The 22934-nt window shown below is 67.6% G+C and carries 21 protein-coding genes and 2 tRNA genes; 12 read left to right on the forward strand and 11 right to left on the reverse strand.

From position 1 onward, the window contains the following. Positions 1-6 precede the first annotated feature (6 nt). The 5 genes from tmk (at position 7) to AC4EEO_RS15395 (ending at position 4216) form a co-directional block, all read left to right on the forward strand. Positions 7-699, forward strand: a complete 693-nt coding sequence (gene tmk, locus AC4EEO_RS15375) for a dTMP kinase (protein ID WP_491329328.1) — start codon at positions 7-9, stop codon at positions 697-699. Beyond that, positions 696-1859, forward strand: a complete 1164-nt coding sequence (locus AC4EEO_RS15380) for a DNA polymerase III subunit delta' (RefSeq protein WP_491329327.1) — start codon at positions 696-698, stop codon at positions 1857-1859. Before tmk ends, AC4EEO_RS15380 begins: the two co-directional genes overlap by 4 nt. Then, on the forward strand, positions 1856-3424 hold the full coding sequence (locus AC4EEO_RS15385; protein WP_491329326.1) for an alpha/beta hydrolase: 1569 nt from the start codon (positions 1856-1858) through the stop codon (positions 3422-3424). The genes AC4EEO_RS15380 and AC4EEO_RS15385 overlap by 4 nt, the downstream gene beginning before the upstream one ends. Positions 3425-3529: 105 nt before the next feature. Beyond that, positions 3530-3602: transfer RNA gene (locus AC4EEO_RS15390), tRNA-Thr, on the forward strand. 113 nt (positions 3603-3715) lie between these two features. After that, positions 3716-4216, forward strand: coding sequence for a DM13 domain-containing protein (locus AC4EEO_RS15395; protein WP_491329325.1), 501 nt, complete (start codon positions 3716-3718; stop codon positions 4214-4216). Between the two features lie 78 nt (positions 4217-4294). On the opposite strand, the gene AC4EEO_RS15400 is transcribed toward AC4EEO_RS15395, so the two are convergent. After that, positions 4295-5032: a PspA/IM30 family protein gene (locus tag AC4EEO_RS15400; protein WP_491329324.1), complete on the reverse strand. Its 738-nt coding sequence runs from the start codon at positions 5030-5032 to the stop codon at positions 4295-4297. Between the two features lie 383 nt (positions 5033-5415). On the opposite strand from AC4EEO_RS15400, the gene AC4EEO_RS15405 reads away from it, so the two are divergent. Together AC4EEO_RS15405 and AC4EEO_RS15410 are read left to right on the forward strand one after the other, a co-directional pair. Beyond that, positions 5416-6330 carry a polysaccharide deacetylase family protein gene (locus AC4EEO_RS15405; RefSeq protein ID WP_491329323.1) on the forward strand — a complete coding sequence of 305 codons (915 nt, stop codon included), beginning with the start codon at positions 5416-5418 and terminating at the stop codon, positions 6328-6330. Between the two features lie 123 nt (positions 6331-6453). Beyond that, positions 6454-7092, forward strand: a complete 639-nt coding sequence (locus AC4EEO_RS15410) for a hypothetical protein (RefSeq protein ID WP_491329322.1) — start codon at positions 6454-6456, stop codon at positions 7090-7092. Between the two features lie 16 nt (positions 7093-7108). On the opposite strand, the gene AC4EEO_RS15415 is transcribed toward AC4EEO_RS15410, so the two are convergent. Continuing rightward, positions 7109-8350, reverse strand: coding sequence for an NAD(P)/FAD-dependent oxidoreductase (locus AC4EEO_RS15415; protein ID WP_491329321.1), 1242 nt, complete (start codon positions 8348-8350; stop codon positions 7109-7111). A 128-nt stretch (positions 8351-8478) separates the two neighbouring features. Between AC4EEO_RS15415 and AC4EEO_RS15420 the strand changes: the two genes are divergently transcribed. The 4 genes from AC4EEO_RS15420 (at position 8479) to AC4EEO_RS15435 (ending at position 12213) form a co-directional block, all read left to right on the forward strand. After that, positions 8479-9453 (forward strand): hypothetical protein, encoded by a 975-nt coding sequence (locus tag AC4EEO_RS15420; protein WP_491339208.1) that lies wholly within the window; start codon positions 8479-8481, stop codon positions 9451-9453. Between the two features lie 181 nt (positions 9454-9634). After that, positions 9635-11035, forward strand: a complete 1401-nt coding sequence (gene gad, locus AC4EEO_RS15425) for a glutamate decarboxylase (RefSeq protein WP_109044731.1) — start codon at positions 9635-9637, stop codon at positions 11033-11035. An 18-nt stretch (positions 11036-11053) separates the two neighbouring features. Further along, positions 11054-11923 carry a class II glutamine amidotransferase gene (locus tag AC4EEO_RS15430; RefSeq protein ID WP_109044732.1) on the forward strand — a complete coding sequence of 290 codons (870 nt, stop codon included), beginning with the start codon at positions 11054-11056 and terminating at the stop codon, positions 11921-11923. A 104-nt stretch (positions 11924-12027) separates the two neighbouring features. Beyond that, complete coding sequence (locus AC4EEO_RS15435) at positions 12028-12213, forward strand: hypothetical protein (protein ID WP_109044783.1); 186 nt, start codon at positions 12028-12030, stop codon at positions 12211-12213. 180 nt (positions 12214-12393) lie between these two features. Here the strand turns inward: AC4EEO_RS15435 and AC4EEO_RS15440 are convergent, their stop codons facing one another. The 9 genes from AC4EEO_RS15440 to AC4EEO_RS15480 all read right to left on the reverse strand — a co-directional run bounded on the left by AC4EEO_RS15440 (position 12394) and on the right by AC4EEO_RS15480 (position 22486). Further along, a complete protein-coding gene (locus AC4EEO_RS15440) occupies positions 12394-13239 on the reverse strand; it encodes an aldo/keto reductase (RefSeq protein WP_109044733.1) in 846 nt (281 codons plus the stop codon). 117 nt (positions 13240-13356) lie between these two features. Continuing rightward, positions 13357-13800, reverse strand: a complete 444-nt coding sequence (locus AC4EEO_RS15445) for a hypothetical protein (RefSeq protein ID WP_018762369.1) — start codon at positions 13798-13800, stop codon at positions 13357-13359. Positions 13801-13807: 7 nt separating this feature from the next. After that, a complete protein-coding gene (locus tag AC4EEO_RS15450; protein WP_109044734.1) occupies positions 13808-14434 on the reverse strand; it encodes a bacterial proteasome activator family protein in 627 nt (208 codons plus the stop codon). A gap of 78 nt (positions 14435-14512) precedes the next feature. Then, entirely contained in the window at positions 14513-14716 is a 204-nt protein-coding gene (locus AC4EEO_RS15455) for a YbdD/YjiX family protein (protein ID WP_018762371.1), read from the reverse strand. Next, complete coding sequence (locus AC4EEO_RS15460; protein ID WP_491339209.1) at positions 14716-17013, reverse strand: carbon starvation CstA family protein; 2298 nt, start codon at positions 17011-17013, stop codon at positions 14716-14718. The genes AC4EEO_RS15455 and AC4EEO_RS15460 overlap by 1 nt, the downstream gene beginning before the upstream one ends. Before the next feature lie 176 nt (positions 17014-17189). Further along, positions 17190-20045, reverse strand: coding sequence for an FtsX-like permease family protein (locus AC4EEO_RS15465; RefSeq protein WP_491339210.1), 2856 nt, complete (start codon positions 20043-20045; stop codon positions 17190-17192). Continuing rightward, positions 20045-20782 (reverse strand): ABC transporter ATP-binding protein, encoded by a 738-nt coding sequence (locus AC4EEO_RS15470; RefSeq protein ID WP_285320570.1) that lies wholly within the window; start codon positions 20780-20782, stop codon positions 20045-20047. The genes AC4EEO_RS15465 and AC4EEO_RS15470 overlap by 1 nt, the downstream gene beginning before the upstream one ends. Then, on the reverse strand, positions 20779-21384 hold the full coding sequence (locus tag AC4EEO_RS15475) for a PadR family transcriptional regulator (RefSeq protein WP_285320569.1): 606 nt from the start codon (positions 21382-21384) through the stop codon (positions 20779-20781). The genes AC4EEO_RS15470 and AC4EEO_RS15475 overlap by 4 nt, the downstream gene beginning before the upstream one ends. 118 nt (positions 21385-21502) lie before the next feature. Then, entirely contained in the window at positions 21503-22486 is a 984-nt protein-coding gene (locus tag AC4EEO_RS15480; protein ID WP_018762376.1) for an NAD(P)H-quinone oxidoreductase, read from the reverse strand. Positions 22487-22595: 109 nt separating this feature from the next. Here AC4EEO_RS15480 and AC4EEO_RS15485 point away from each other — a divergent pair. Further along, positions 22596-22683: transfer RNA gene (locus AC4EEO_RS15485), tRNA-Ser, on the forward strand. Positions 22684-22934 lie beyond the last annotated feature (251 nt).

Genomic DNA, 22934 nt, shown 5'->3' on the forward strand with positions numbered 1-22934 from the left:
TGGGAGGTGAGCAAACAAAAGGCGGGCGTGTTCATCGCATTCGAAGGTGGCGATGGCGCCGGCAAGTCGACGCAGGCGGCCCGGCTTGCGGCTGAGCTGGAATCGCGGGGGTACACCGTGCGCCGCACCCGTGAACCCGGCGGCACCCCGGTAGGCGAAAAGCTGCGTTCGCTGGTTCTGGACCATGGCAACGGCGAGATCGATGCCCATACCGAGGCCCTTATTTTCGCGGCGTCCCGGGCCGCCCACGCCGCGCAGGTCATCCGGCCGGCACTCGGCCGCGGCGAAATCGTGCTGACCGACCGCTACATTGACTCGTCAGTGGCCTACCAGGGGGCGGGCCGCGACCTCGGCCAGGACGCCGTCAAGTCCCTCAACGACTGGGCCACCTCGGGCCTGCAGCCCCACCTCACAGTCCTCTTGGACGTCGACCCGCGGCTTGGCCGCAGCCGCCGCACGGCCGGCCAGGCGGCCGAGGACCGTCTGGAGTCCGAGGCTGATGACTTCCACACCAGGATTCGGAAGGCTTTCCTCGACCTCGCTGCCGGCCGCCCCGGGTCCTACCTGGTCCTGCCCGCGGAACTGCCGGCGGACGAACTCGCGGCGCAAATCCGCGACCGGGTCGACGCACTGCTGGCCGGCCCGGTTCCTTCCAATGGGTTGCCCTCCCGGCAGGGGACGGACGGTGGCGGCTCGTGACGGTGTGGGATGACCTCCAGGGCCAAACCGCCGTCGTCGAACAACTGCGCCAGGCGGCAAGCGGCGAAGGCCTGACCCACGCCTGGCTGTTTACCGGGCCGCCGGGCTCCGGTCGCTCCAACGCAGCCAAGGCCTTCGCTGCCGCGCTGAACTGCGACCAGGAAGACGTGGGCATGCGGGGCTGCGGCCAGTGCCAAGCGTGCCGCACCATCCTCGGGGAAACCCACTCGGACGTCACCTTCGTCCGCACGGAGAAGGTCACCATCACCATTGATGAGGCCCGCGAACTGGTGGCAACAGCGGGGAACCGGCCGTCCGCGGGGCGTTGGCGGATCATCGTGGTGGAGGATGCCGACCGGATGGCTGAGCGGACCACCAACGTGCTGCTGAAGGCCATCGAGGAACCCACCCCGCGCACTGTGTGGATGCTCTGCGCACCGTCCCCGGCCGACGTCCTGGTGACCATTCGGTCCCGCTGCCGCAGTGTTGCCTTGCGGCTGCCGCCTGCCGCGGAAGTTGCAGCCCTGCTGGTCAGGCGGGACGGCGTTGATCCTGAGCTCGCCGAACGCGCGGCGCGGGCAGCGCAAAGCCACGTGGGGATCGCCCGCCGGCTGGCCCGGGACCCCGCCGCCCGGGAACGCCGCCTGGAGACGGTGCGGTTCCCGCTCGGGCTCCGTGGCGTCACAGCCGCGGTGATGATGGCGGACAAGCTGGTGAAGATCGCAACCGCAGAGGCCACCAGCTCCAACGAGGAGCGCGACGCCGCGGAAAAAGCAGCCCTCCTGGCAACACTTGGCGCGCCCGAGTCCGGCACGCTCCCCCCGGCGATGCGCAGCCAGGTGAAACAGCTTGAGGACGACCAGAAGCGGCGGGCCAAGCGCTCCATCACGGACTCCTTGGACCGGACCCTCACGGACCTCCTGTCCTTCTACCGGGACGTGTTGATCATCCAGCTGGGGAACGCCGTGGAGCTGGTCAACGTTGAACTCAGGAGTGAGCTGGAGGAGTTCGCCGCCCGCAGTACTCCGGAAGGCACGCTTGCCCGGATGGATGCCATCAACAAAGCCCGCGAACGCATCACCACCACAAACGTCGCCCCGCTGCTGACCCTCGAGTCCATGGCGGCCAGCCTGATCCAGCCCTCCAAGGAGACCCGATGACTGCCCGCCCCCTGCCCGCACGCCACAGGTCCTTGCTGCCCGCCGTCCGCGCCGCGGGCGCCATGGCCCTGGTCATGGTCCTTGCCTCGTGCAGCCTCCTCAACGGCGGGGACAAGAACCCGCCGGAGGCGGCCACCGCCAAGGCCGACCCCTCGATCGTGGCGTCCGCGCCCGCCGGGCTGGAGAAGTTTTACTCGCAGGAAGTCGTCTGGCAGCCCTGCGAAGGCGAATTCCAGTGCGCCAAGGTGACCGTCCCGATGGACTACGCCAACCCGGCCGGCGACACCATCCAAATCGCGGCCCTGCGGGCCCCCAGCAGCGGCAAGAAAACGGGCAGCCTGCTGGTCAATCCGGGAGGCCCGGGCGCGTCCGGCTATGACTTCGTGAAGGACGCCGCTGCGACACACTTCTCGGCGGCCGTCCGCAATGCGTACGACCTCGTGGGCTTCGATCCCCGCGGCGTCAAGCGTTCCGCTCCCGTGACCTGCATGACCGACGCGGAGCGTGACGCGGCACGCGCCAAGACCTACGCCCTCGAAACCGACACCGGGCTGGCGGCGGCACTGGCGGACAACAAGGCAATCGCTGCCCAGTGCGCGGCGCAAACCGGCCCGGTCCTGGCGCATATCGACACCGTTAGCGCCGCCAAGGACCTGGACGTGCTGCGTGCGGTGGTCAATGACACCAAACTGAATTATCTCGGATACTCGTACGGGACCTTCTTGGGCTCCACCTACGCTTCATTGTTTCCGGACAACGTGGGCCGGATGGTCCTTGACGGCGCCCTCGACCCGTCCATCAGCAATGAGGACCTGACCAGCGGCCAGGCCCGCGCGTTCGAGAAGGCCATCCACACCTACGTCGCCAGCTGCCAGCGGCAGGGCAAGTGCCCGCTGACCGGCGACGTCGACTCCGGCGTGCAACAGATCCGGGACCTCATCGACGCCGTCCAACAGACCCCCCGCACCGCCAAGGACGGCCGCCTGGTCAACGCGACGACGTTCGTCAGCGGCCTGATCACCCCGCTCTACAACGACCAGAGCTGGCCTGCCCTCACCCAGGCGCTGGAGGCCGCCATGAACGGGGATGTGAGCCTGGTGCTGCGCCTCGCCGACATCAGCGCCGACCGTGCGACCGACGGCTCGTACACCTCCAATTCCACGTTCGCGTTCAACGCGATCAACTGCCTTGACTACCCCATGGTTTCGGACACCGCCGGCATGCGGGCGGAGGAGAAGCGCCTGGAACAGGACTCCCCCACCTTTGGCTACTTCTTCGCCTACGGCGGGACCAGCTGCGCTGACTGGCCGTACAAGAACGTCCGGACGCCGCAGGCGGTCGAATACTCGGGGAACTCCCCGATCGTGGTCATCGGAACCACGGGCGACCCCGCCACCCCGGTTGATTGGGCTGCCTCCCTGCGCAAACAGCTGGGGAACGCCTCGCTGCTGACTTGGAAGGGCGAGGGGCACACAGCCTACGGCCGGGCCAACAGTTGCCTCGAAGATTCGGTGGACAATTACCTGGTCGGGGGCAAAGTTCCGGCCGACAACACCGTGTGCTGAACGCCTCAGCGGCCTGCACCTGTCCCATTTTGACCGCGGCGCAGAGACTCTATTACAGTTGACTCTTGCATGAAGGGCCCGGTTCAGTCCGGGATTTTGTGCGGTGCTTCCTTAGCTCAGTCGGTAGAGCGTTTCACTCGTAATGAAAAGGTCATCAGTTCGATTCTGATAGGAAGCTCGGGATAAACCCCGGACAGCCCCTTGTTTTAGGGGTTTCCGGGGTTTTTCGCTGGTTAACGGGTGGCTGCCCACTCGCGGGCAGGGCGCCAAGGGAACGAATCATTTGGGGGAATGATGAAATTGATCCACGCTGCCCTGCTCGTTGCACTTCTGGCTCCGGTGCTCACCGCGTGTACTTACGAAGATGCGGACCATGACGACGCGGACCTTCACGTTGAGTCCCTCTCGACTCCAAGCAGCCACCTGCCCGAACGCAGGACCCTGACAGGCCAATTCCAGTCCGAGGGTGCGACCACAACCGGGACCGTGACGATCGACGTGAGCGAGACGGGCGCGAGCCTGCACCTGGAAGATCTGGTGACCGCACCGGGTGATGATCTGCGGATCATGTTGAGCCCGGGGACGATATCCCCCGGGACCGGCGGCCAATCCTCGGTGTGGGCAACCAGGATGGTCGAACTCGGACCACTGGGATCGGGCGCCAGCCAAAGATTCGACATGGACGCAGGCATGTGGAATTCCCTGCCGGATCCTGTCCGCAGCGTTGTCATTTACAACTACGCGTACAAGATCTCCTACGGCACTGCCAACCTGTCTGAGGCACTTAACTGACACACAAAAGTTGGTCAAGGCCGGTCACGATGGATCGGACAGCGAGGAGCCACACCGTGCCGGCTGACCCGCGGCCGCTTATGAGCCGTGGTTATCGATGGCTTTCCGGTCCATGGACTTGAGCGCCGCGAGCCGTGCCTCCACTTCGGTCTGCTCTCCAAGGTCCTCAAGAGAGGCGAACTGTGCATCCAGGGATGAGGCAGCGATTTCCTGCTGGCCGCGGACCGTCGCTTCCTGCCGGCGGATCCTCTCCTCGTAGCGTCCGATCGCCGAAGTTGGGTCCCCCCTGTCCAAGGCTTTGAGGGCGTCGTGGACCTGCGACTGCGCGGCGGCCACCGTTGCCCGGTTGACGAGCTGGTTGCGCTTGGCGGTCAGCTCACCGAGCTTGCCACGCATCTGGTCCAGCCCTTGTTTGAGCTTGTTGACGACCTCGTTTTGCGCTGCCAGGGCAGGAGCCTGCGCCTTGGCTGTCGCTTCGGCGGACATCTGCCGCTGCAGGGCGAGCTTGGCGAGGGCGTCGAACTTGTCAGCGTCCACGCTGTTTCCCGCGGCCCGGAATTCGTCCGCCTTGCGGGACGCGGCAACCGCCTTGCGGCCCCAAGTGCCGGCGTCCTCGACGGCGCGGGCGTAATCGTCCTCGGCCATCCGGAGATTGCCGATGGTCTGGGCAACAGCCGCCTCGGCCTCACGGATGTTCTCCGAGTAGTCCCGAACCATCTGGTCCAGCATCTTTTTCGGGTCCTCGGCGGAGTCCAGGAGGGCGTTCAGATTGGCCTTCGCGAGCTGCGCGACGCGGGCGAAAATACTCTGCTTCACAGTGCCTTTCTATCGGTACTGGTCGCCGGATTCAATGTGGACGGCACCAGCGAACGCAGAAGCTCCCTGCACGCCACCATGATTCGCCGGCAAGGACGGGCCCGGAGGTCGTGGTCCTCCCCGGGCTTTGCCGGTTACCGGCCACATTGGCGCGCAGGCGCACCGCCGCAGTTCCGTTTTCACGGTAGGCCAAGGCTGGCGCGGTATCATCCCGTCATGACCCCCTTCGTTCCGGCTGCAGTTCCGTGCGCCGTCGCACAACCGGCGCTGCCTTGCCCCGCCACGTCCAGCGCTCCCCGGTTCAGGGTCAACGGGGATCAGTCATGGGACGGCTTGAAGTCCCTGCGGGGTAACTGACCGTGGAACCACAAGGAGCACGCCACATGAGCCAGGACGGCAAAGGTCCCGGCCGCAGGACCGTACTGCTGGCCGCGGTGCTCACGCTGTCAGCTGCCGTACCGGATCTCCAGCCCGACCGGCGGCGGGCGGCTGACGCTGCAGAAACGGTCACGGAACCGTCAAGCGTTCCCTCACACGCGCCCGCCCGGATTGTCGACGTAAACCCGGACGATTCCTCGCCCCTCCCCGCCTCAATGCCGTCCGTGCCGTCCCGGGCCGACATTGTCGCCGCGTACGGAAAGCACCAGGCCCACTACTGGGGACTGGAAGCGCCCGGCGTCCTGACAAGGCTTCCACCCGCTTCACAGGGCATCTCGCTGACCTTTGACTTTTGCGGCGGACCCGGCGGCAGCGGCTATGACCAGGCGCTGCTGGACACCCTGCGCCAGCGGCACATCCCTGCCACGCTCTTCCTGAACTCGCGGTGGATCACCGCCAACCCCTCAACAGCACGGCAATTGGCAGCCGACCCGCTGTTCGAACTGGCCAACCACGGAACATCGCACAAGCCGCTGTCCACCACTGGAAACAACGCCTACGGGATCCCCGGGACAAAGAACGCCGGAGAAGTCTATGACGAGGTCATGCCCAACGACCTCGCGCTGGCCGGGATCACCGGCGCCCGTCCCCGCTACTTCCGCCCCGGCACCGCCTACATGGACGACGTCGCCGCCGACATCCTCCATGCCCTGGGTGTCAGGCCTGCAGGCTTCAGCATCAACGGCGACGGCGGTGCCACCTACACTGCCGCCGTCGTCGCCAAGGAAATCGGCAAGGCCAGGCCCGGGGATGTGGTGATCTGCCATGGCAACCACCCGAACGGCGGGACGGCTGAGGGCGTGGCCCACGCCCTCGACAAACTGCTGGCGGCCGGAATGTCCTTCACCCATCTCCCCTGACCACCGGCGCCACAGGCGCTGGCGGCCCCACCGCTGATCCGTTACGTTGGCAGGGACGCCCGCATCCACCGGCCCGGCAGGGCCGCGCGGGCAACGGTTGCACGCTGACGTTAGGACCCCCGAATGCCGGAACAGCACGAAGGCCCATCACTCGGCTGGGTCCCGGCCTGGGCCGACTTGCAGGGCCGCTCCGCCGAACCGGCCGGCGCCGGTTTCATCCTGGACGCTGCCCCCGGTACCCCCGACGAACCGGCGGAGTACGTGGCAAGCTGGCCCGGCCCGGACTGGGAAGAGCTTGCCGGCACGGCGGCGGCCAGGCCCGGGGCGCGGCTGACCCTGATCGTCGCCACAGCCGCAGCGCAGGCGCCCGCCCCGCCTGGATTCTCCCCGGCCGCCGAGAGGATTCTGCTGAACGCCCCGACATCCCAGCTGGACACCGGCGTCGACCTGCCCGAGAATTCCCAGGTGGCCCTGGCACCCATGGACAGCTACGACGCCGTCGAAATCACTGTCTTTGACCACCCGGTGGCCAGGGGCCGCGTCCAGGTGCGGGACGAAGCTGCGGCCGTCACCATCCTCGAAGTCCCGGAGGGCCCGGACAAAGAAGTCTTCACGCGGGCCCTGTTCGCGGCCATGGCTGAAGAAGCGTTCCTGCATGGCGCCGCGCACCTGCATATGGTGGTTGAACCGAATGCAGCCGCCGGCTTCCAGGAGTCCGGCTGGACCACCGCGGGCCGCGTCCTGGGTTACGCCACGGCATAACGACGGCGGCGAGCGCCTAGTCCGGCCGTCCCACCACCACCTGCGCCGGGCTGTGCGTGAGGTAACCATTCGCCCACGAGAACAGGGCCCGGATTTTCTGCTGGAATCCGGGCAGCAGGGCGAGGTGCACCGCGAGCCAGGACACGAATGCCAGCGGCCCCTGCAGTTGCAGCCGCCGGCGCCCCAGCTCCGCCACCGCGGCGCCCCGGCCCACCATGGCCATGTATCCCTTATCCCAGTAGCGGAACGGCTCGCGCGTGCCGCCGGTCAGGTCGGCATGGATGTTGCGCGCAGCCCATTTGCCCGATTGCTGGGCGACCGAGCCGAGCTGTGGCAATCTATCGCCGGCGGCATCGGTGATGTTGGCGGAGTCACCCAACACGTAGACGCCTTCGAAGCCGGAAACCGTCAGGTCCGGTTGGACATCCACGCGCCCGCCCCGGCCCTGCGGCAGCCCGGACTCCGCGATGATCCGGCCCGCCTGGAGTCCACCGGCCCACACCACGATCCTGGCAGGAATAACCGTCCCGTCCTTGAGCGTCACACCGTCAGGCCTCACCTCGCCCACGGCCTGGCCCATGTGCAACTGAACGCCGAGCTTGGTCAGTCGGTCCCGCGCGTAAGCCTGGGATTTCTCCGAGAAGGCAGCCAGGACGTTGGGAACCATATCCACCAAATGCACATGGCAGCGTGCGGCCAGCCCCGGAGAAAAATACTTTGGCACGACGTATTTGACGTTCTCGGCCAGTGCCCCCGCGGTCTCCACACCCGTGGGGCCGCCGCCCACCACGATCACGTCGGCCCCGACGGCCGGCTCCCGGTCGGCCTCGTCCAGCACTGCCGTGATGGCCACGCTGAGGCGGGTGGCGTCTGCCACGGAGTACAGCGGGTAGGCGTGTTCGTCAGCGCCCGGCGTGTTGAAGTAATTAGGTACCGCGCCGGTGGCGATCACCAGGGCACGGGCCCGGTAGCTGGATCCATCACGGGTTGTCACCGTGCGGTTGGCAGCATCGATGGCTGTCACCTCCGCAGTGAGGACCCGCACGCCGTTGATGCGCCGGAATTCGGAGCGGAGTGGCCGGGTGACCGCTGAGACGCCGATCTGGGACGCGGCGACCTGGTAGAGCAGCGGCTGGAACTGCTGGTAGTTGTTCGTATCCAGCAGCAGCACCCGGATACCCTTGCGGCCCAACTCCTCGGCTGCCGACTTTCCGGCGAAACCGCCGCCAACCACAATCACCTGGTATGAATCGTCCATTCGAGCAACATACCCCTCCCCGCCTACGAGTAACAGGGACTCCGGGCACGGGCCTCCGGAAGGACGCGGCCGGCCGACCAGCCCGGGAGCGCCCAGGACCTTCAGGAGCCGGCACCTAAGATGGCGGCATGGAAGACGAACCCCTGGCGGACATTGCGGACAGGCTCTACGCCGGGGACCTCGACGGTTTCATTGCGGCCCGCGCTGCCGCGGCCAAGGAGGCGGCGGGGCAGGACAAGGAGCTGGCGGCGGCGGTCCGGGCGCTGGCAAAACCGTCCGTGGCCGCGTGGGCGGTTAATATGCTGGCCCGGCAACGGCCTAACGTCCTGGCTGACCTGGCCGCCCTGGGGGAAAGGATGCGCTCAGCGCAGGAATCGCTGGATGCCGCTGCCCTCCGTGCGCTGGCACGCGAGCGCCGCACCCTGCTGGCTGCCGCCGTCGACACCGCACGGACCGTCGCTGCGGAGCAGGGGCGCCCCATCAGCAGCCCCATGGCCGCGGACGTGGAGGAGACCCTGCGGGCACTGACCGCAGACGAAGGAGCAGCCGCGGCCGTTGCGAGCGGCCGCCTGCTGAAGGTCCTGACCGCCGATGGCGTCAACCAGGTGGACCTGGCCGGAGCGGTGGCGCTGCCCGGAATGCTGCCCGCAGTGCCGTCTTCCCCCAGGCCATCGCCGTCCCCGGCTGCACCGGACACAACGGCAGCAAAGACGCGGACGACGCCGCAACGCACCTCCCAGCCCAAGCCCGCCAAACCCCGCCTTGAGGCCGTGCGCCAAACTCCCCGGCCGGCGTCGCCCCCGGCGCTGGAACGGGCCAAGGCTGCCCATGCCCAGGCCAGGGCCGCCGAGGAAGAAGCCGCCTGGCGTTCGGCGGACCTGCAGGCGGAGGCCGAGGAGGCACGAACCGAGATCGCGGAACTGCGCCAGGAGACCGCCCTGCTCCGGGAGAGGCTCAAGGCCGCCGAGGAACGGCTGGAGATGGTCCGCAGGAAACTGTCCGGCACGGACGCCGAAGCCAAGCAGGCGGCCCGAGCCGCCGACAAGGCGCGCCGTGCCGCCATGCTGGCGCATGAACGCGTGCTGCGCCTGGGCAGCAACTGACCAGGAGGCACCCAGAGCAGTTGCCGGTCATCAAGGGTGGATCACGGCCCCGCCTGCGGAATGGTCTGGTTCGCACCGCTTGGGCGACATGCGCCCGCGGGGACAGCCGCGGCGGGCGTTCCTTTGTAACGTGGACACCAGCCGCACAGCCCGGCGTTCACGAGCTTGAAGGAACCCTGCAATGACAAGGTCACACCGGACACCGAAGCATGAGCCCGAAACAAGCGTTGAGCTGAACCCATTGTTCAGTCGGGCGGGTGAATCCACCCTCTTCCCCCGTTTCACGATGCCCGAGGGCGAATCCCTGCCCTCCACCGCCTACCAGGTGGTCCACGACGAGGCGATGCTGGACGGCAACTCGCGGCTGAACCTGGCAACGTTCGTGGGGACGTGGATGGAACGCGAGGCCTCACAGCTCTACGCGGAAACCTTCGACAAGAACATGATCGACAAGGACGAGTACCCGCAGACGGCGCTCATCGAGACCCGGTGCTGGCGGATGCTTGCGGACCTGTGGAACGCGCCGGATCCGGCGAAGACCGTGGGTACCTCCACCATCGGTTCCTCCGAGGCGTGCATGCTCGGCGGCCTGGCCCTGAAGCGCCGGTGGCAGCATCGTCGGCGCGCAGCCGGACAGCCGACGGACAAACCCAACATCGTGCTCAGTTCAGCCGTCCAGGTGTGCTGGGAAAAGTTCTGCAACTACTGGGAAGTGGAAGCGCGCTTCGTTCCCGTGTCAGCGGAACACCCCAAGCTGGACGGCCATGACCTGGAGCGGTACGTGGACGAGAACACCATTGGGGTGGTGGCCATCATGGGCGTCACGTACACCGGGGCCTACGAGTCCGTGGCGGGAATCTCCGCGGCCCTGGACGCCATCCAGGCAAACCGCGGCCTGGACATCCCCATCCATGTCGACGGTGCATCCGGGGCCATGATCGCGCCCTTCCTGCAGCCGGAGCTTGACTGGGATTTCCGGCTCCCCCGCGTAGCCTCCATCAACACCTCCGGCCACAAATACGGGCTGGTGTATCCGGGCCTCGGCTGGATCGTGTGGCGGGACGAGGAAGCGCTGCCCGAGGACCTCATCTTCCATGTCAGCTACTTGGGCGGGGACATGCCCACCTTCGCCTTGAACTTTTCCCGGCCCGGCGCCCAGGTGCTTCTGCAGTACTACCTGTTCCTTCGGCTTGGCTTCGCCGGCTACAAGTCCGTGCAGGCGACCTCCCGCGACGTCGCGCTCTACCTCTCCCGGGAGATCGGCGCCATGGAAGCTTTCACCCTGTGGAGTGACGGCTCCGACATCCCGGTCTTCGCCTGGCAACTCGCCGAAGGCCACACCAAGAACTGGAACCTCCACCACCTGTCCGAGCGGCTCAGGATGAACGGATGGCTTGTCCCGGCCTACCCGCTGCCCGAGGGACTCAGCGACACCACCGTGCAACGGATCGTGGTCCGCAACGGCTTCACCCGCGACCTCGCCGCCAGCTTCCTGGACGACCTCAAGAAAGAAGTCGCCTACCTGGACGCACTGACTTCGCCCATGCCCTCGGAGGGGCAGACGCCCGCCTTCCACCACTAGCAACCGGGAGCACGAGCCATGTGCCGATTGTTCGGGCTGCATGCCGGTCCGCGGACCGTCCGGGCGACATTTTGGCTGCTGGACGCCCCGGACAGCCTCACTGAACAAAGCCGGCGAGAGCCCGATGGTGCGGGCATCGGGACCTTCGACGCGGATGGCCGGGCCAGGCTGAGCAAACGGCCACTGGCAGCCTGGGAAGACCATGCGTTTGCCCGCGAAGCCCGGGAGCTGCGGAGCACCACGTTCCTGGCCCATGTCAGGTACGCGAGCACCGGTGCACGCACCGTGGCCAACACGCACCCGTTCGTGCAGGATGGGCGGCTCTTCGCCCACAACGGCGCCTTCACCGGCCTCGACCGCCTTGACCGCCACCTCGCCAGACTCGGCGTTGCGGACCTGGTGCGGGGCCAAACGGACAGTGAGCGGCTGTTCGCCCTCATCACGGCGCATGCCCGCACGTCAGGCGGCGACATCGGGCAAAGCATCCTCCGGGCCGTCGAGTGGATCTCGGCGGAGTTGCCCGTCTACAGCCTGAACCTCATCCTCACCACTGCCACCGACCTCTGGGCGCTCCGGTACCCGGCCAGCCACGAGTTGTACGTCCTGGAGCGGAACCCGGCCGCCGAACCGGCCCCGGCTGCACCGCTGGATGCCCGAAGCCGGCGGATCCATTCCCGGAGCACCGATCTGTCAGTGTCTCCGCACGTCGTCTTGGCCACCGAACCGATGGACCACAATCCGCGCTGGCGGGCCATGGGGCCCGGAGAGCTGCTCCATGTGGGCCCGTCGCTGGCGGTAACCTCCACTTTCCCGCTCCCGGTGGATCCTGCACACCTGCTGACCCTGGCCGACCTTGAACCAGCAGCTGCAGCGTCCCAAAAGCCGTGATGGCCGCCGGCGCCCAGGCCTGGACGCTCCCCCGGTTCCGGGCCGGATGGCAACACGCGGGCCGGATTCCAAAGAATGTCAGACCCCGGTTGCACACTGGATTCATGGAGAACCAAGCCGTACAGGAATTTCACGTCACCTACTACGACGCTGATTGCGGCCGTGCCCGCGCCGAGGTCTTCGACACCCTGGTGGAAGCCGAGCGTTTTGCCAGCAGGCAGTGCACGGGCGAGGACAGCTGGGCCGTGGTGGATGCCGTCACCGTGGAGCACGTCAGAATCGCTGCCTGACCGCCTGGCAGCGGGAACACGCAATGCAGTGATCCCGGGACCGGACCGCCGGCCGCGTTAAAGGCGTCAGCCCATGCGGCCTGGCGGTTGCCGGCAGCATGGGCTGACGTTGGAGTGGCGGGAGTCCACCGGCCGGGTGTGGCCGTGGGCCGCCGTCGCGGGTCTGTGGAACCCGCGGGCTTACTGGAAGTCGGAAACGGCGGGATCCGGTCCGATGCGGCCCTCGCCGCGGTCAGTCCGGTCCAGTGCGTTGATTGCCTCGACGTCGTCGGCGTCCAGGGAGACCTCAAGGGCTGCGAAGTTCTCCTTGATGCGGGACTCGGTCACCGACTTGGGGATGACCACATTGCCGATCGCGAGGTGCCAGGCGATGACAACCTGCGCCGGGGTGGCCTGGTGCTTGGCCGCGATGGACGCCACGGCAGGGTCCTCCAGCAGCTCGCCGCCCTGGCCCAGCGGGGACCACGCCTGGGTCAGGATGCCCTTGTCGGCACCAAACGCCCTCAGCTCACGCTGGCTGAAGTACGGGTGAAGCTCGATCTGGTGAATGGCCGGAACCACTCCGGTTTCGTCGATAAGGCGCTGCAGGCCTTCGGCCGTGAAGTTGGAGACACCGATGGACTTGACCCGGCCGCGCTTCTGCAGCTCGATCAGCGCTTTCCAGGTATCGACGTACTTGTCCTGCTTGGGCTGCATCCAGTGGATGAGGTACAGGTCCAGGGTGTCCAGGCCAAGGCGGTCCATGGACTCCTCGAAGGCGGCGAGGGTCGACTCGTATCCCTGGTCCGCGTTCCACAGCTTGGTGGTAATGAAGATCTGCTCGGGCGAGAGGCCTGAGCTGGCGATGGCGCGGCCCACGCCTGCCTCGTTGCCGTAAATTTTTGCCGTATCGATGTGGCGGAAGCCGGCTTCGAAGGCCTGGCGGACAACCTTTTCAGCCACATCGTCCTCAACCTGCCACACACCGTAGCCGAGCTGGGGGATCGTGTTTCCGTCGTTGAAAGTCAAGGTAGGTGAAAGAGTCATAGGTTCATCCTGCCAAAGCCGCAGGCCCACACGGCCCTTTTTCCCGCCCTGTCAGCCAGACGCGTAACGGCAATATTCGTTCGTCTGACCGGGAATAATTTCGTGCCCAGGGCGGGACTATTCCCCGCGGAGCCGGCGTTCGGCGTCGTCAACCTGCTCGTGGACCGCCTCAGCCCGGCGACGGACGGACGCCGCCCCAACCGGCACCGGCCCCACGGCGAGCCGAAGCATGGCTGCCGCCTCCGCGGTGGTGGCCAGCGAGTTGCCCGCCTTGGACAAGGCGCGGTGCACATCCGCCAGTTCAGCCGGGATGTCCAGGCCATCACTGGGCGAACGGCGCTGGGCCTCCATGCACACTGCCCTGACCCGCTGCAGCAGGGCCGCGAGCTCGTTGGCAATCTCTACCAGTTCGCCGTACAGCTGGTCATCCTCCACCCCTTCGAGCACCTGGTGGAAGCGGTCCAAACCCCGGTGGAAGCGGTCGTGCGCGCGGCGCCACAACCCCTTGCCAAGTTCGGCATCATCTTTGCGCCCCTGCCTGGCGGCGCTGAAAAAGCCCAAGCGCAGCCTACAAGTACTGCCCGGGACCGTGGTCCGGGTCTTCACGCTGGTTGGGCGTGCCCTGCGCCGGCGGCCGTGCCCCGGCCGGTGCCCGCTGGGGCTCCCCGTTTTCACCGATGACGACGCCGGGCGCAATCATGGTGCCCGGCGGCAGCTGGCGAAGCTGCAGCTGTGCCGCAGCGTGTTCCCGGGCAGCGTTCTGTGCCGCGATGGCCGTCTGGATGCCATGGAACAGGCCCTCCAGCCAGCCCACCAGCTGGGCCTGGGCGATCCGGAGTTCAGCATCCGACGGGGTGGCATTGTCGGAGAACGGCAGGTTGATCCTGTCCAGTTCAGCCACCAGTTCGGGGGCGAGGCCGTCCTCGAGTTCCTTGATGGAACGCTTGTGGATGGCTGCCAGCCGGCCCCTCGCGGCGTCGTCCAGAGGTGCGGACTTTACCTCTTCCAGCAGCTGCCTGATCATGGTGCCGATCCGCATCACCTTGGCCGGCTCGTCAACGAGGTCGTGCAGGCTGCTGCGCTGCGGCCTTCCGTCCGTTGCCCGCGGAGCCTGGAGCGGCGACGGGTCGTCCTCGACGGGGGTGCCTTCTACCGGGAGGTCCTCAGCTGCCTGAGTGTCATTGGGATCGCTCATGCGTTCATACTCTCATGCGCCATCGGGCCCCGGGACACTCCCTGAACGCCTCCGGGGCCTTGTCCGCTGCGGGCTCAATCAGCAGCACCGGCCCTGCGGGTTGCGGTCCTGGCGGTCCGTGCGGTCCCGCCAGAATTCCCGCTCACCCAGGGGTGGTTCCTGGTGCCCGGAGGCCTTGTGGTGCTCCAGGTACTTGGCGTAGGCATCCGCACCCATGACACCACCCAGGTACCGCGCAAACCCGCGGAAGCCATTCGTAACCGCCGTGATTCCGGCGCTCATCAGTGTCCGCCCCGCCCAAGGCGGGCGTCGGCGGGCACCTTGTCCCACTCCGCGCCCAGCGCGCGCTCGGCGGCTGTTGGTACCAATCCGGCGGGGGCGAACACCCTGGAGGGCACGGCGGGGTCTTCGTTGTCCGTGGTGGCAGTCCCGGACGCCCGGTCCCGGAACGCCTTGGCTGTAGCCAGTACCGCCGTCGCGATCACGATGATGCTCAGCAGGACGAAAATGACTGACAGCCACCCTTGGATGGCGGTGTTGCGGACCACAGCTTCCATGGCGGCCACCGTCCTGGCGGTGCCGAACTCGGTCTTGCCATCTGCCAGTGCCTTGCTGAAGGCGGCGTTGTTCGCGAAGTACCCCACGGCCGGAACGGGCGAGAAGATCTTCTGGTAGCTGGCCGTAATGGTGACCACCGCGGCGAAGGCCAGCGGCAGGGCAACAATCCAGAGGTACTTGAAGGTGCCGCGTTTGGCGACGATGGCCAGGCAGACAGCCAGCGCAATGGCCGCCAGGAGCTGGTTTGCGATGCCGAACAGCGGGAACAGCGTGTTGATGCCGCCGAGCGGATCGGTAACGCCCATCAGCAGCACGGCACCCCACGCTGCGACCATGACGGCGGTGCAGAGCCAGGCACCCGGGCGCCACGAAGCCTCCTTGAACTTTGGGACGAAGTTTCCGACTGAGTCCTGCAGCATGAACCGGGCCACGCGGGTGCCGGCATCCACGGCGGTGAGGATGAAGAGCGCCTCGAACATGATGGCGAAGTGGTACCAGAAGGCCATCATGGCCGTCCCGCCCACGAACTGGTGCATGATGTGCGCCAGCCCCACAGCCAGGGTGGGTGCACCGCCGGTGCGGGAGACGATGCTTTGTTCGCCCACGTTGGCGGCGGTTTCGCTCAGCAGCCCGGGGGTGATGTTCACCCCGCTCAGGCCCAGGCTGTTGACCCAGGCCGCTGCGGTTTCCACGGTGCCGCCGGTCAGTGCCGCGGGTGCATTCATGGCGAAGTAGAGGCCGCGGTCGATCGAGATGGCCGCAACGAGCGCCATGATGGCCACGAAGGATTCCATCAGCATTCCGCCGTAACCGATGTACCGGGTTTGCCGTTCCTTTTCCACCAGTTTGGGGGTGGTACCGGAGGAGATCAGGGCATGGAAACCGGACAACGCACCACAGGCGATGGTGACGAACAGGAAGGGGAACAGCGCGCCGGAGAAGACCGGCCCGTTCTCGCGGCCGGCGAACTCGCTGAAGGCAGGGACAGTGATTTCCGGGCGGACCACCACGATGGCCAGCGCGAGCATCACGATCACGCCGATCTTCATGAACGTGGAGAGGTAGTCGCGTGGAGCCAGCAGCAGCCAGACCGGCAGGATCGCGGCGATGAAGCCGTAAATGATGAGGCCCCAGGCGATGGTCACCTTGTCCAGGTGGAACACGGCGGCGCCCCATTCGGTGTGGGCGACCAGGCCGCCGCCGATGATGGCGGCCATCAGCAGGACGAAGCCGATGATGGAGACCTCCATCACCTTGCCGGGCCGGAGGTAGCGCAGGTACACGCCCATGAACAGGGCGATGGGGATGGTCATGCCCACGGAGAAGACGCCCCACGGGCTTTCGCCCAGGGCATTGACGACGACGAGCGCCAGGATGGCCACGATGATCACCATGATGAGCAGGGTGGCAATGAGGGCGGCGGTGCCGCCGATGACGCCAAGTTCCTCGCGGGCCATCTGGCCAAGGGACCGGCCGCCGCGGCGCATGGAGAAGAACATCACCAGATAGTCCTGGACCGCGCCGGCGAAGACGACGCCGACGATGATCCAGATGGTGCCGGGCAGGTAGCCCATCTGGGCCGCGATGACGGGGCCCACCAGCGGTCCGGCGCCGGCGATGGCGGCGAAGTGGTGGCCGAAGAGGACATTGCGGTCGGTGCGGACGTAGTCCTTGCCGTCGGCCTTGTACTCGGCCGGGGTGGCGCGGCGGTCGTCAGGCTTGGTGATGTAGCGTTCGATCACCTTGGAGTAGAAACGGTAGCCGATCAGGTAGGTGCAGACGGAGGCGAACACGAACCAGATGGCGTTGACGGTTTCCCCGCGGACCACCGCCAGCATGAACCAGGCAACACCGCCCAGCAGGGCGATCGCCGCCCAGAGCGCGATCTTGCCGGGCGTCCATTTCCGGTCTTCGGCTTCGAGCGTTGCCTGGTCCACGGCGGGCGGGGGAAGGTCCGGGTCCGTCGCCAGCCCGCCCTCCGCCCGGGATCCGTTGTTCCGCTGGTCCGGTATTCCGGCCATGTCTCCTCCTTGAGAGTGTTCCCGCTTCTGCTAACCGGCACCCTACCAAGGCTCCGTCGGGCAGGAACGGCGGTGCGCGGCGCGCCTTGGGGCTGTGCGGTGAGCGGCGGCGAACCGGCGACGAACGAGCGGGAAACATGTGCGGGAACGGGGTGGGCGGCTGCCGGCTCCGGTTCCTAACCCACGCTGCGCCGGGACATGGGCAGCCTGGCACGGGTGAGGGCCCACGCGAGCGCCGCCCCCGTCAACGGCACCGCCGCCATGAGGACGGACAGGTGCAGCCACGGGACTTCGACGGCGGTCCGCAGGTCCGTGGAGAGCGCCAGGAGGACGGCGGGCACGGTTCCAGCCAGTGTTCCCAGCACCGCCCCGACGCCGCTGGTGAACAGTGCTTGGGACCCGGCCAGCGCCTTCCGCAACCGGGGCGCGGCGCCCACCCCGGCCAGCGTGGCATGGTCTGCGCGGGCGTCCGCCATTGAGAGGCCGGTGGTGATCCCCGCAGCGCTGAAGGTGATGAGCGCACTGACGGCGACAATGACCCAGGTGGTCCACTGGCTGCCCTGGGAGATGCCCGGTTCAGCCCGGAAGGTCATGCCCGGCAGCCCGTAGACCGATGCCGCCGCGGCGGACGCCGCATCCGTTTCCGCCTCCGACGGGGCGCCGGCCAACTGGACCAGCAGGGCCGCTGGTTCCGGGTGCAACTCGAGCCGCTGCGCCGTGGCGGGTGACACGATGCCGTAATAGGGGACGGGAACCACCGGCTCGAGCACTGCTGCGGCGAGCGGCGTGCTGCTGACCGTGGACGGGACCGTGCCGGGCCCTTGCACCGCCGCCTCATGGGTCCGCACGTCCTGTGCCTGGAGCAGGACGTGTCCGCCGCTGACGAAAACCGGGTTGGTCACCACCATCCCGCCGGCGTTCAGCACGGCCAGGGCCTCTGGGGTGGCGTCCCGGCCGAGCACGGCGCGAATATCCTTTTCGCCGCCCACCAGCACCGTCCCGTCGTAGGACGACCGAAGGGCCATCGAGCCGCGGCACCGCCAATCACCGGGATCCGCCAGCCTCCCCTTCGGGGTTCGCCGACACGCGTTGGCCTCTGGCAGGGCCAGCGAATACTGCAGGCAGTTGGACGAGGACGTCCGGGCCGGCAGCCCGGGGCGGGCCTGGCCGTCCATGCAGGTTCGGGTGCTTTCCGGGGCGGTGATGGGGTGGCTCCATTCCACCGTGCCCAAAGCTCCGGCCACGGCAGCGGAAAGTGCGGACGCGTCCACGTGCACAGGCGGTTGCCTGCTGCCGCCGGCACCTGTCGGCGGGTCCACCACCAGGGGCAGCAACGCTTGGTTCTCCAGGCCTCCCCACCAGTGCGATTGCCGCATCCCCGCTTGTTGGCTGGCCGAGAGCACCATGGCGGCGCTGGCCAGCGCCGCTGCTGCAAGTACTGCGGCGACGGCGGGAACGCTCCGTCCCCGGTTCCTGGCCGAGTCCCGTGCCGCCATCCGGAGGGACAGGGTCATCCACTGCGTGCGGGAGGTGAGGCTGAGGACCAGCCAGCCGGTGACCATGACCAGGCCGGCAACGCCAAGCACGGCACCGAGGATCAGGATAGTGACCACCAGGGGCAGCTCCGCGGCCCGCTGGTCGGGATCGGAGGTGGACGTGCCCAGGACCCAGCCGGCCAGCAGGAGGACCGCCGCAGCCACCAGGGCCACGGCACCTGCAAGAGTGGACCGCCGCGCCGTCGGAGCCGGTGCCCGCCCCGATTTCAACGCGCCAAATACCGCCTGGCGTGACACCTGCCGGGCCGGCACCAGGGCTGCAATAACGCAGGCCACCAGGCCCATGGCCGCGGCGGCCAGGGTCATGGGGACGTCCGGGTGCACGCCCGCCAGCCGGACGGATCCGGCCAGTCGGACCAGATGGACGACGACGGCAGCGGCTCCCAGCCCCACCGCGGCCCCCGCGGCAACAGCGATGCCGCCAAGCCACAGTCCGCCTGCGGTGACTACCGCGCGGATGGTGGGGCTTTCCGCCCCGGATGATGCCAGGAGTGCCAACTCCCGCACCTGCTGCTTGGCTCCCACGGCGAACGCGGCGCCGGCCAGCAGGCCAACTTCCAGGAGTGCGAGCGCGCCGACCAGGCCGAAGGTGGCGTAGACGGCCAGCAGTGCCGAGGAGTCGTTGTGGGGCTGCGAACCCGGGACGACGCGCTGTTCGAGGGGCGGCGGGTCCAGGACCACGCTGCGGGACAGCACGGCCACGCCTTTGCTGTTGGCGTCCTTGATGTAGTCCCAGTTCACGGGCTCGGGCCCCACCAGGTAGTACGACACCGACAGGTGGGTCTGCGGTCCGGCGCCGAGATTCGCCGGCACCTGGCGGGACTGCAGGTACAGGAAGCTGTTGCCGTCCGAGGCCCCGGCATCGCGAATGGTGCCGACCGGCACGAAGGTTCCTGCCGACGTCGTGATTTCCTGGCCGAATGCGAGGTTGAAGCGGGCCATCAGCCCGGGCGAGGCAAGGACTTCCGCCCCTCCACGCGGCGCCCGCCCGTCCAGGAGCGTGAATTTCCCGGCGAAGGCCGGATCAAGTGCGTCCACTTCGCGCCCCTGCAGTGCTACCAGGGCTTCCCCAACCCCTGTGGTCAGCTGCAGCTGGCGCTGTGGCAGGACCTGGTAGCCGGCCGGCAGGACATCGCGGGGGTCGGCCGGCTTGAAGTCCGGGTCGTAGCGGCCGGTACTGGAGGCCACCATGGCATCGTTCAGCGGGTCCTGGAGCGAGTCGGCGCCGGGAACCGGGAGGGCGCTGAACCGGGCCTGCGTTCGGCCGAGTTCGTAGTCCACGATTTCCGCGGGCGTCCGCTGGGAGCTCTGGTAAAGGGTGGCTGCACCTGTCATCCCGGCCACCGGCACCATGATCAGCAGGATGATCAGCAGGGACCGCCCCTTGTGGCGGGCGATGTCGCGGCGCGCGAGCCGCACGGCAACGCGAAGGCTGCTCCGGCGGCCATGGGGCGCCGGAGCCACGTCCAACGGCATCAGAGTCCGGCCTGGGTCAGGAGCATGGTGGGGTCGTGCATGGCGGTGGCTTGGTCGATGATCCGGCCATCCCTGAGGAAGACCACCCTGTCAGCCCAGGCGGCATGCCGCGCTTCATGGGTGACAAGCATGACGGCGGCGCCGGCGTCGGCTCGGGACCGCAGGACCTCCATGACCCCCTGGCCGGTGGTGGAGTCCAGGGCCCCGGTGGGTTCGTCGGCCAGGATCAGCCGCCGTTGGCCCACGATGGCCCGGGCAATGGCTACGCGCTGCTGCTGGCCGCCGGACATCTGGTCCATGTACCGGGAGGCGAGCTCTGGTATCCCCACCTGCCGGAGCGCGTCGGCTGCCTGCCGGTGAGCCTTCCTGGCCGATGTCCCGTCCAGTTCCAGGGGCAGTGCCACGTTCTCCTCGGCCGTCAGCGTGGGAACCAGGTTGAAATCCTGGAACACGTACCCCACTGCGCGGCGGCGCAGCCGGGCCAGCTCGTTCAGGCCCAGCCCCGCCAGGGGCGTGGACTCCACGAAGACAGCGCCCGACGTCGGGCGGTCCAGGCCGCCGGCCAGGGCCAGCAGGGAGGACTTGCCGGAGCCCGAGGGGCCCATGACGGCCACGAACTCCCCCGCGCCGATGGTGAGGTCCACATCGCGAAGCGCGGCGACCGCCGTCGCGCCCGCACCGAAGGTCCTGCCGACTTTGGCGAGCTCGAGGACCTGCTGCGGCCCCTGGACGCTCACCGGCGGGCGTCCGCGTTCAGCGGGGAATCTTCCGTGACCCCGTTGGATGCCTTCCGGGCAATGGCCGCCGCGGCGGACTGTGCCTGCTGGACCATCCTGGCTTCGCAGAGGTCCAGCCAGCGGACCTCCGCTTCGGTTTGGAAGATCAGCGAGTCAAGCACCAGCAGCCAGGCGGTGTCCGCCGCGCGCTGGTTCGCCGCGGTGTCGCGGCGGGCCTTGGTGTAATCCTGCAAGGCCCTGATGGATGCCACGCGCTGGGCCTGGATGATGGCCTGGACGTCCACGCCGGGCAGCGTCACGGCGAGCGCGAGCTTGATGGCGAGCTCGTTGCGGGGCGGGTTGTTGCGTTCGACGGGCGCGGCGAACCAGCTGCGGACCTCGGCCTGGCCGGCCGGGGTGATGCTGTAGACGACGTGGCCCTCGCCGTCGTCGCCGTCCTTGGCCACCAGCGCATCGCGTTCCAGCCGGTCCAGCGTGGTGTACACCTGCCCGATGTTCAAGGGCCAGGTGGCCCCGGTGCGGTTCTCGAACTCGACCCGCAGCTGGTAGCCGTACCGCGGCTGGTCCTGCAGCAGGGCGAGGAGGCTGTGGCGTATGGACATTGTGCTCCCCCGGGCTGGCATCTACCGGTATGCACGAGCCCCCAAGACTCGTGCATACCGCGTATGGACCACACTAACGGGCAGGGCATGTTCATGGCAATACTGAGTATCTAGGTCCCTACATGACCAGGAGGACCTTGCCCACATGGTCCCCGCTGTCGAAATAGCTGTGGGCCGCGCTGACCTGGTCCAGCGGAAAGGTCTTGGCAACGAGCGGGCGGATCCTGCCATCCACGATCAGCGGCCACACGGCGTCCCGGACGGCACTCATGATGGCCCCCTTCTCCGCCACGGGCCGGGGCCGCAACGCCGTGGCCACCACGGCCGCACGCTTCTTCAACAGCAGCCCCAGGTCCAGCTCCCCCTTGGTGCCGCCCTGCAGGCCGATCACCACCAGCCGGCCGTAGTCGGCCAGGGCATCCACATTCCGGGAAAGGTACTTGGCCCCCACGACGTCCAGGATGACATCGGCACCCTTGCCCTCATTTTGGCGGCGCAGGCTCTCGGGGAAGTCCTCTTCCTTGTAGTTGATGGCGATGTCCGCACCGAGGAACGCCTTGGCGGTGCCCACCTTCTCGTCCGTGCCTGCCGTAGCGGCAACCTTGGCGCCAAACGCCTTGGCCAACTGGATGGCCATGGTGCCGATTCCGCCCGTGGCACCGTGGATCAGGACCGTCTCACCCGGCTGCAACTGCGCTGTCATGATCAGGTTGGAATATACCGTCGCCGCCACCTCGGGCAGCGAGGCCGCAGTGACCAGGTCAACCCCGTCGGGCACGCGCAGCACCTGTTCGGCCGGGACCGCCACCTGCTGGGCGTAACCGCCGCCGGCCAGCAGGGCCACCACCTTGTCCCCCACCGAGAACGGCTTGCTGACGCCGGGGCCGAAACCTGAGATCCGGCCCGATACTTCCAGCCCGGGGATTTCGGAGGCCCCGGGAGGCGGCGGGTAGAAGCCGCGGCGCTGCTGCACGTCCGCCCGGTTCAAGCCGGCAGCCACCACATCGATCAGCACTTCGCCCTGGCCGGGTACCGGCGCATCCACGTCGCGGACTTCCAGCACTTCCGGGCCGCCCGGTTCTGAGATGTAGACGGCTTTCATGGACCTCTCCCGTTCCTGATTCAAATCCTGGCTGCAACCAGTGTGCACCGGACTCCTGCCCGCGGCCTGTTTTGTTGCAGGCAAGTGCCTATGAAACACTACTAGCTGAGGAAGGTTGTCCGAGCGGCCGAAGGAGCTGGTCTTGAAAACCAGTGTGCGGTAACCCCGTACCAAGAGTTCGAATCTCTTACCTTCCGCAAGGGAACCCCTGGCAGTCGGCACCGGCCGCCAGGGGCTTTTTGCTTTAAGTCCCCGTGCCCGGCCGTGTTGCCGATACGTAAATTCTTTGGATAAAGCCGCCGCAAACACCTGGACGCAATGCTACTGGCGGGTATCGTTTGTGACTGCCGGCACACCCCCGGGTTGTCGGCGAGCATCACTCCCGCCACCAGCATCTCCGGAACGGGCTTGGGGAAAAGCCCGGGCCGGACGGTGGGGCGCTCCGCTG

This window comes from Pseudarthrobacter sp. MOO13 (assembly GCF_058267655.1).

Bases quoted from the DNA above. Each gene is read 5' to 3' on its own strand.
- AC4EEO_RS15385 (WP_491329326.1), top strand. From the start codon at position 1,856: ATGACTGCCCGCCCCCTGCCCGCACGCCACAGGTCCTTGCTGCCCGCC.
- AC4EEO_RS15395 (WP_491329325.1), top strand. From the start codon at position 3,716: ATGATGAAATTGATCCACGCTGCCCTGCTCGTTGCACTTCTGGCTCCG.
- AC4EEO_RS15405 (WP_491329323.1), top strand. From the start codon at position 5,416: ATGAGCCAGGACGGCAAAGGTCCCGGCCGCAGGACCGTACTGCTGGCC.
- AC4EEO_RS15410 (WP_491329322.1), top strand. From the start codon at position 6,454: ATGCCGGAACAGCACGAAGGCCCATCACTCGGCTGGGTCCCGGCCTGG.
- AC4EEO_RS15415 (WP_491329321.1), bottom strand. From the start codon at position 8,350: ATGGACGATTCATACCAGGTGATTGTGGTTGGCGGCGGTTTCGCCGGA.
- AC4EEO_RS15420 (WP_491339208.1), top strand. From the start codon at position 8,479: ATGGAAGACGAACCCCTGGCGGACATTGCGGACAGGCTCTACGCCGGG.
- gad (WP_109044731.1), top strand. From the start codon at position 9,635: ATGACAAGGTCACACCGGACACCGAAGCATGAGCCCGAAACAAGCGTT.
- AC4EEO_RS15430 (WP_109044732.1), top strand. From the start codon at position 11,054: ATGTGCCGATTGTTCGGGCTGCATGCCGGTCCGCGGACCGTCCGGGCG.
- AC4EEO_RS15435 (WP_109044783.1), top strand. From the start codon at position 12,028: ATGGAGAACCAAGCCGTACAGGAATTTCACGTCACCTACTACGACGCT.
- AC4EEO_RS15440 (WP_109044733.1), bottom strand. From the start codon at position 13,239: ATGACTCTTTCACCTACCTTGACTTTCAACGACGGAAACACGATCCCC.
- AC4EEO_RS15450 (WP_109044734.1), bottom strand. From the start codon at position 14,434: ATGAGCGATCCCAATGACACTCAGGCAGCTGAGGACCTCCCGGTAGAA.
- AC4EEO_RS15455 (WP_018762371.1), bottom strand. From the start codon at position 14,716: ATGAGCGCCGGAATCACGGCGGTTACGAATGGCTTCCGCGGGTTTGCG.
- AC4EEO_RS15460 (WP_491339209.1), bottom strand. From the start codon at position 17,013: ATGGCCGGAATACCGGACCAGCGGAACAACGGATCCCGGGCGGAGGGC.
- AC4EEO_RS15465 (WP_491339210.1), bottom strand. From the start codon at position 20,045: ATGCCGTTGGACGTGGCTCCGGCGCCCCATGGCCGCCGGAGCAGCCTT.
- AC4EEO_RS15475 (WP_285320569.1), bottom strand. From the start codon at position 21,384: ATGTCCATACGCCACAGCCTCCTCGCCCTGCTGCAGGACCAGCCGCGG.
- AC4EEO_RS15480 (WP_018762376.1), bottom strand. From the start codon at position 22,486: ATGAAAGCCGTCTACATCTCAGAACCGGGCGGCCCGGAAGTGCTGGAA.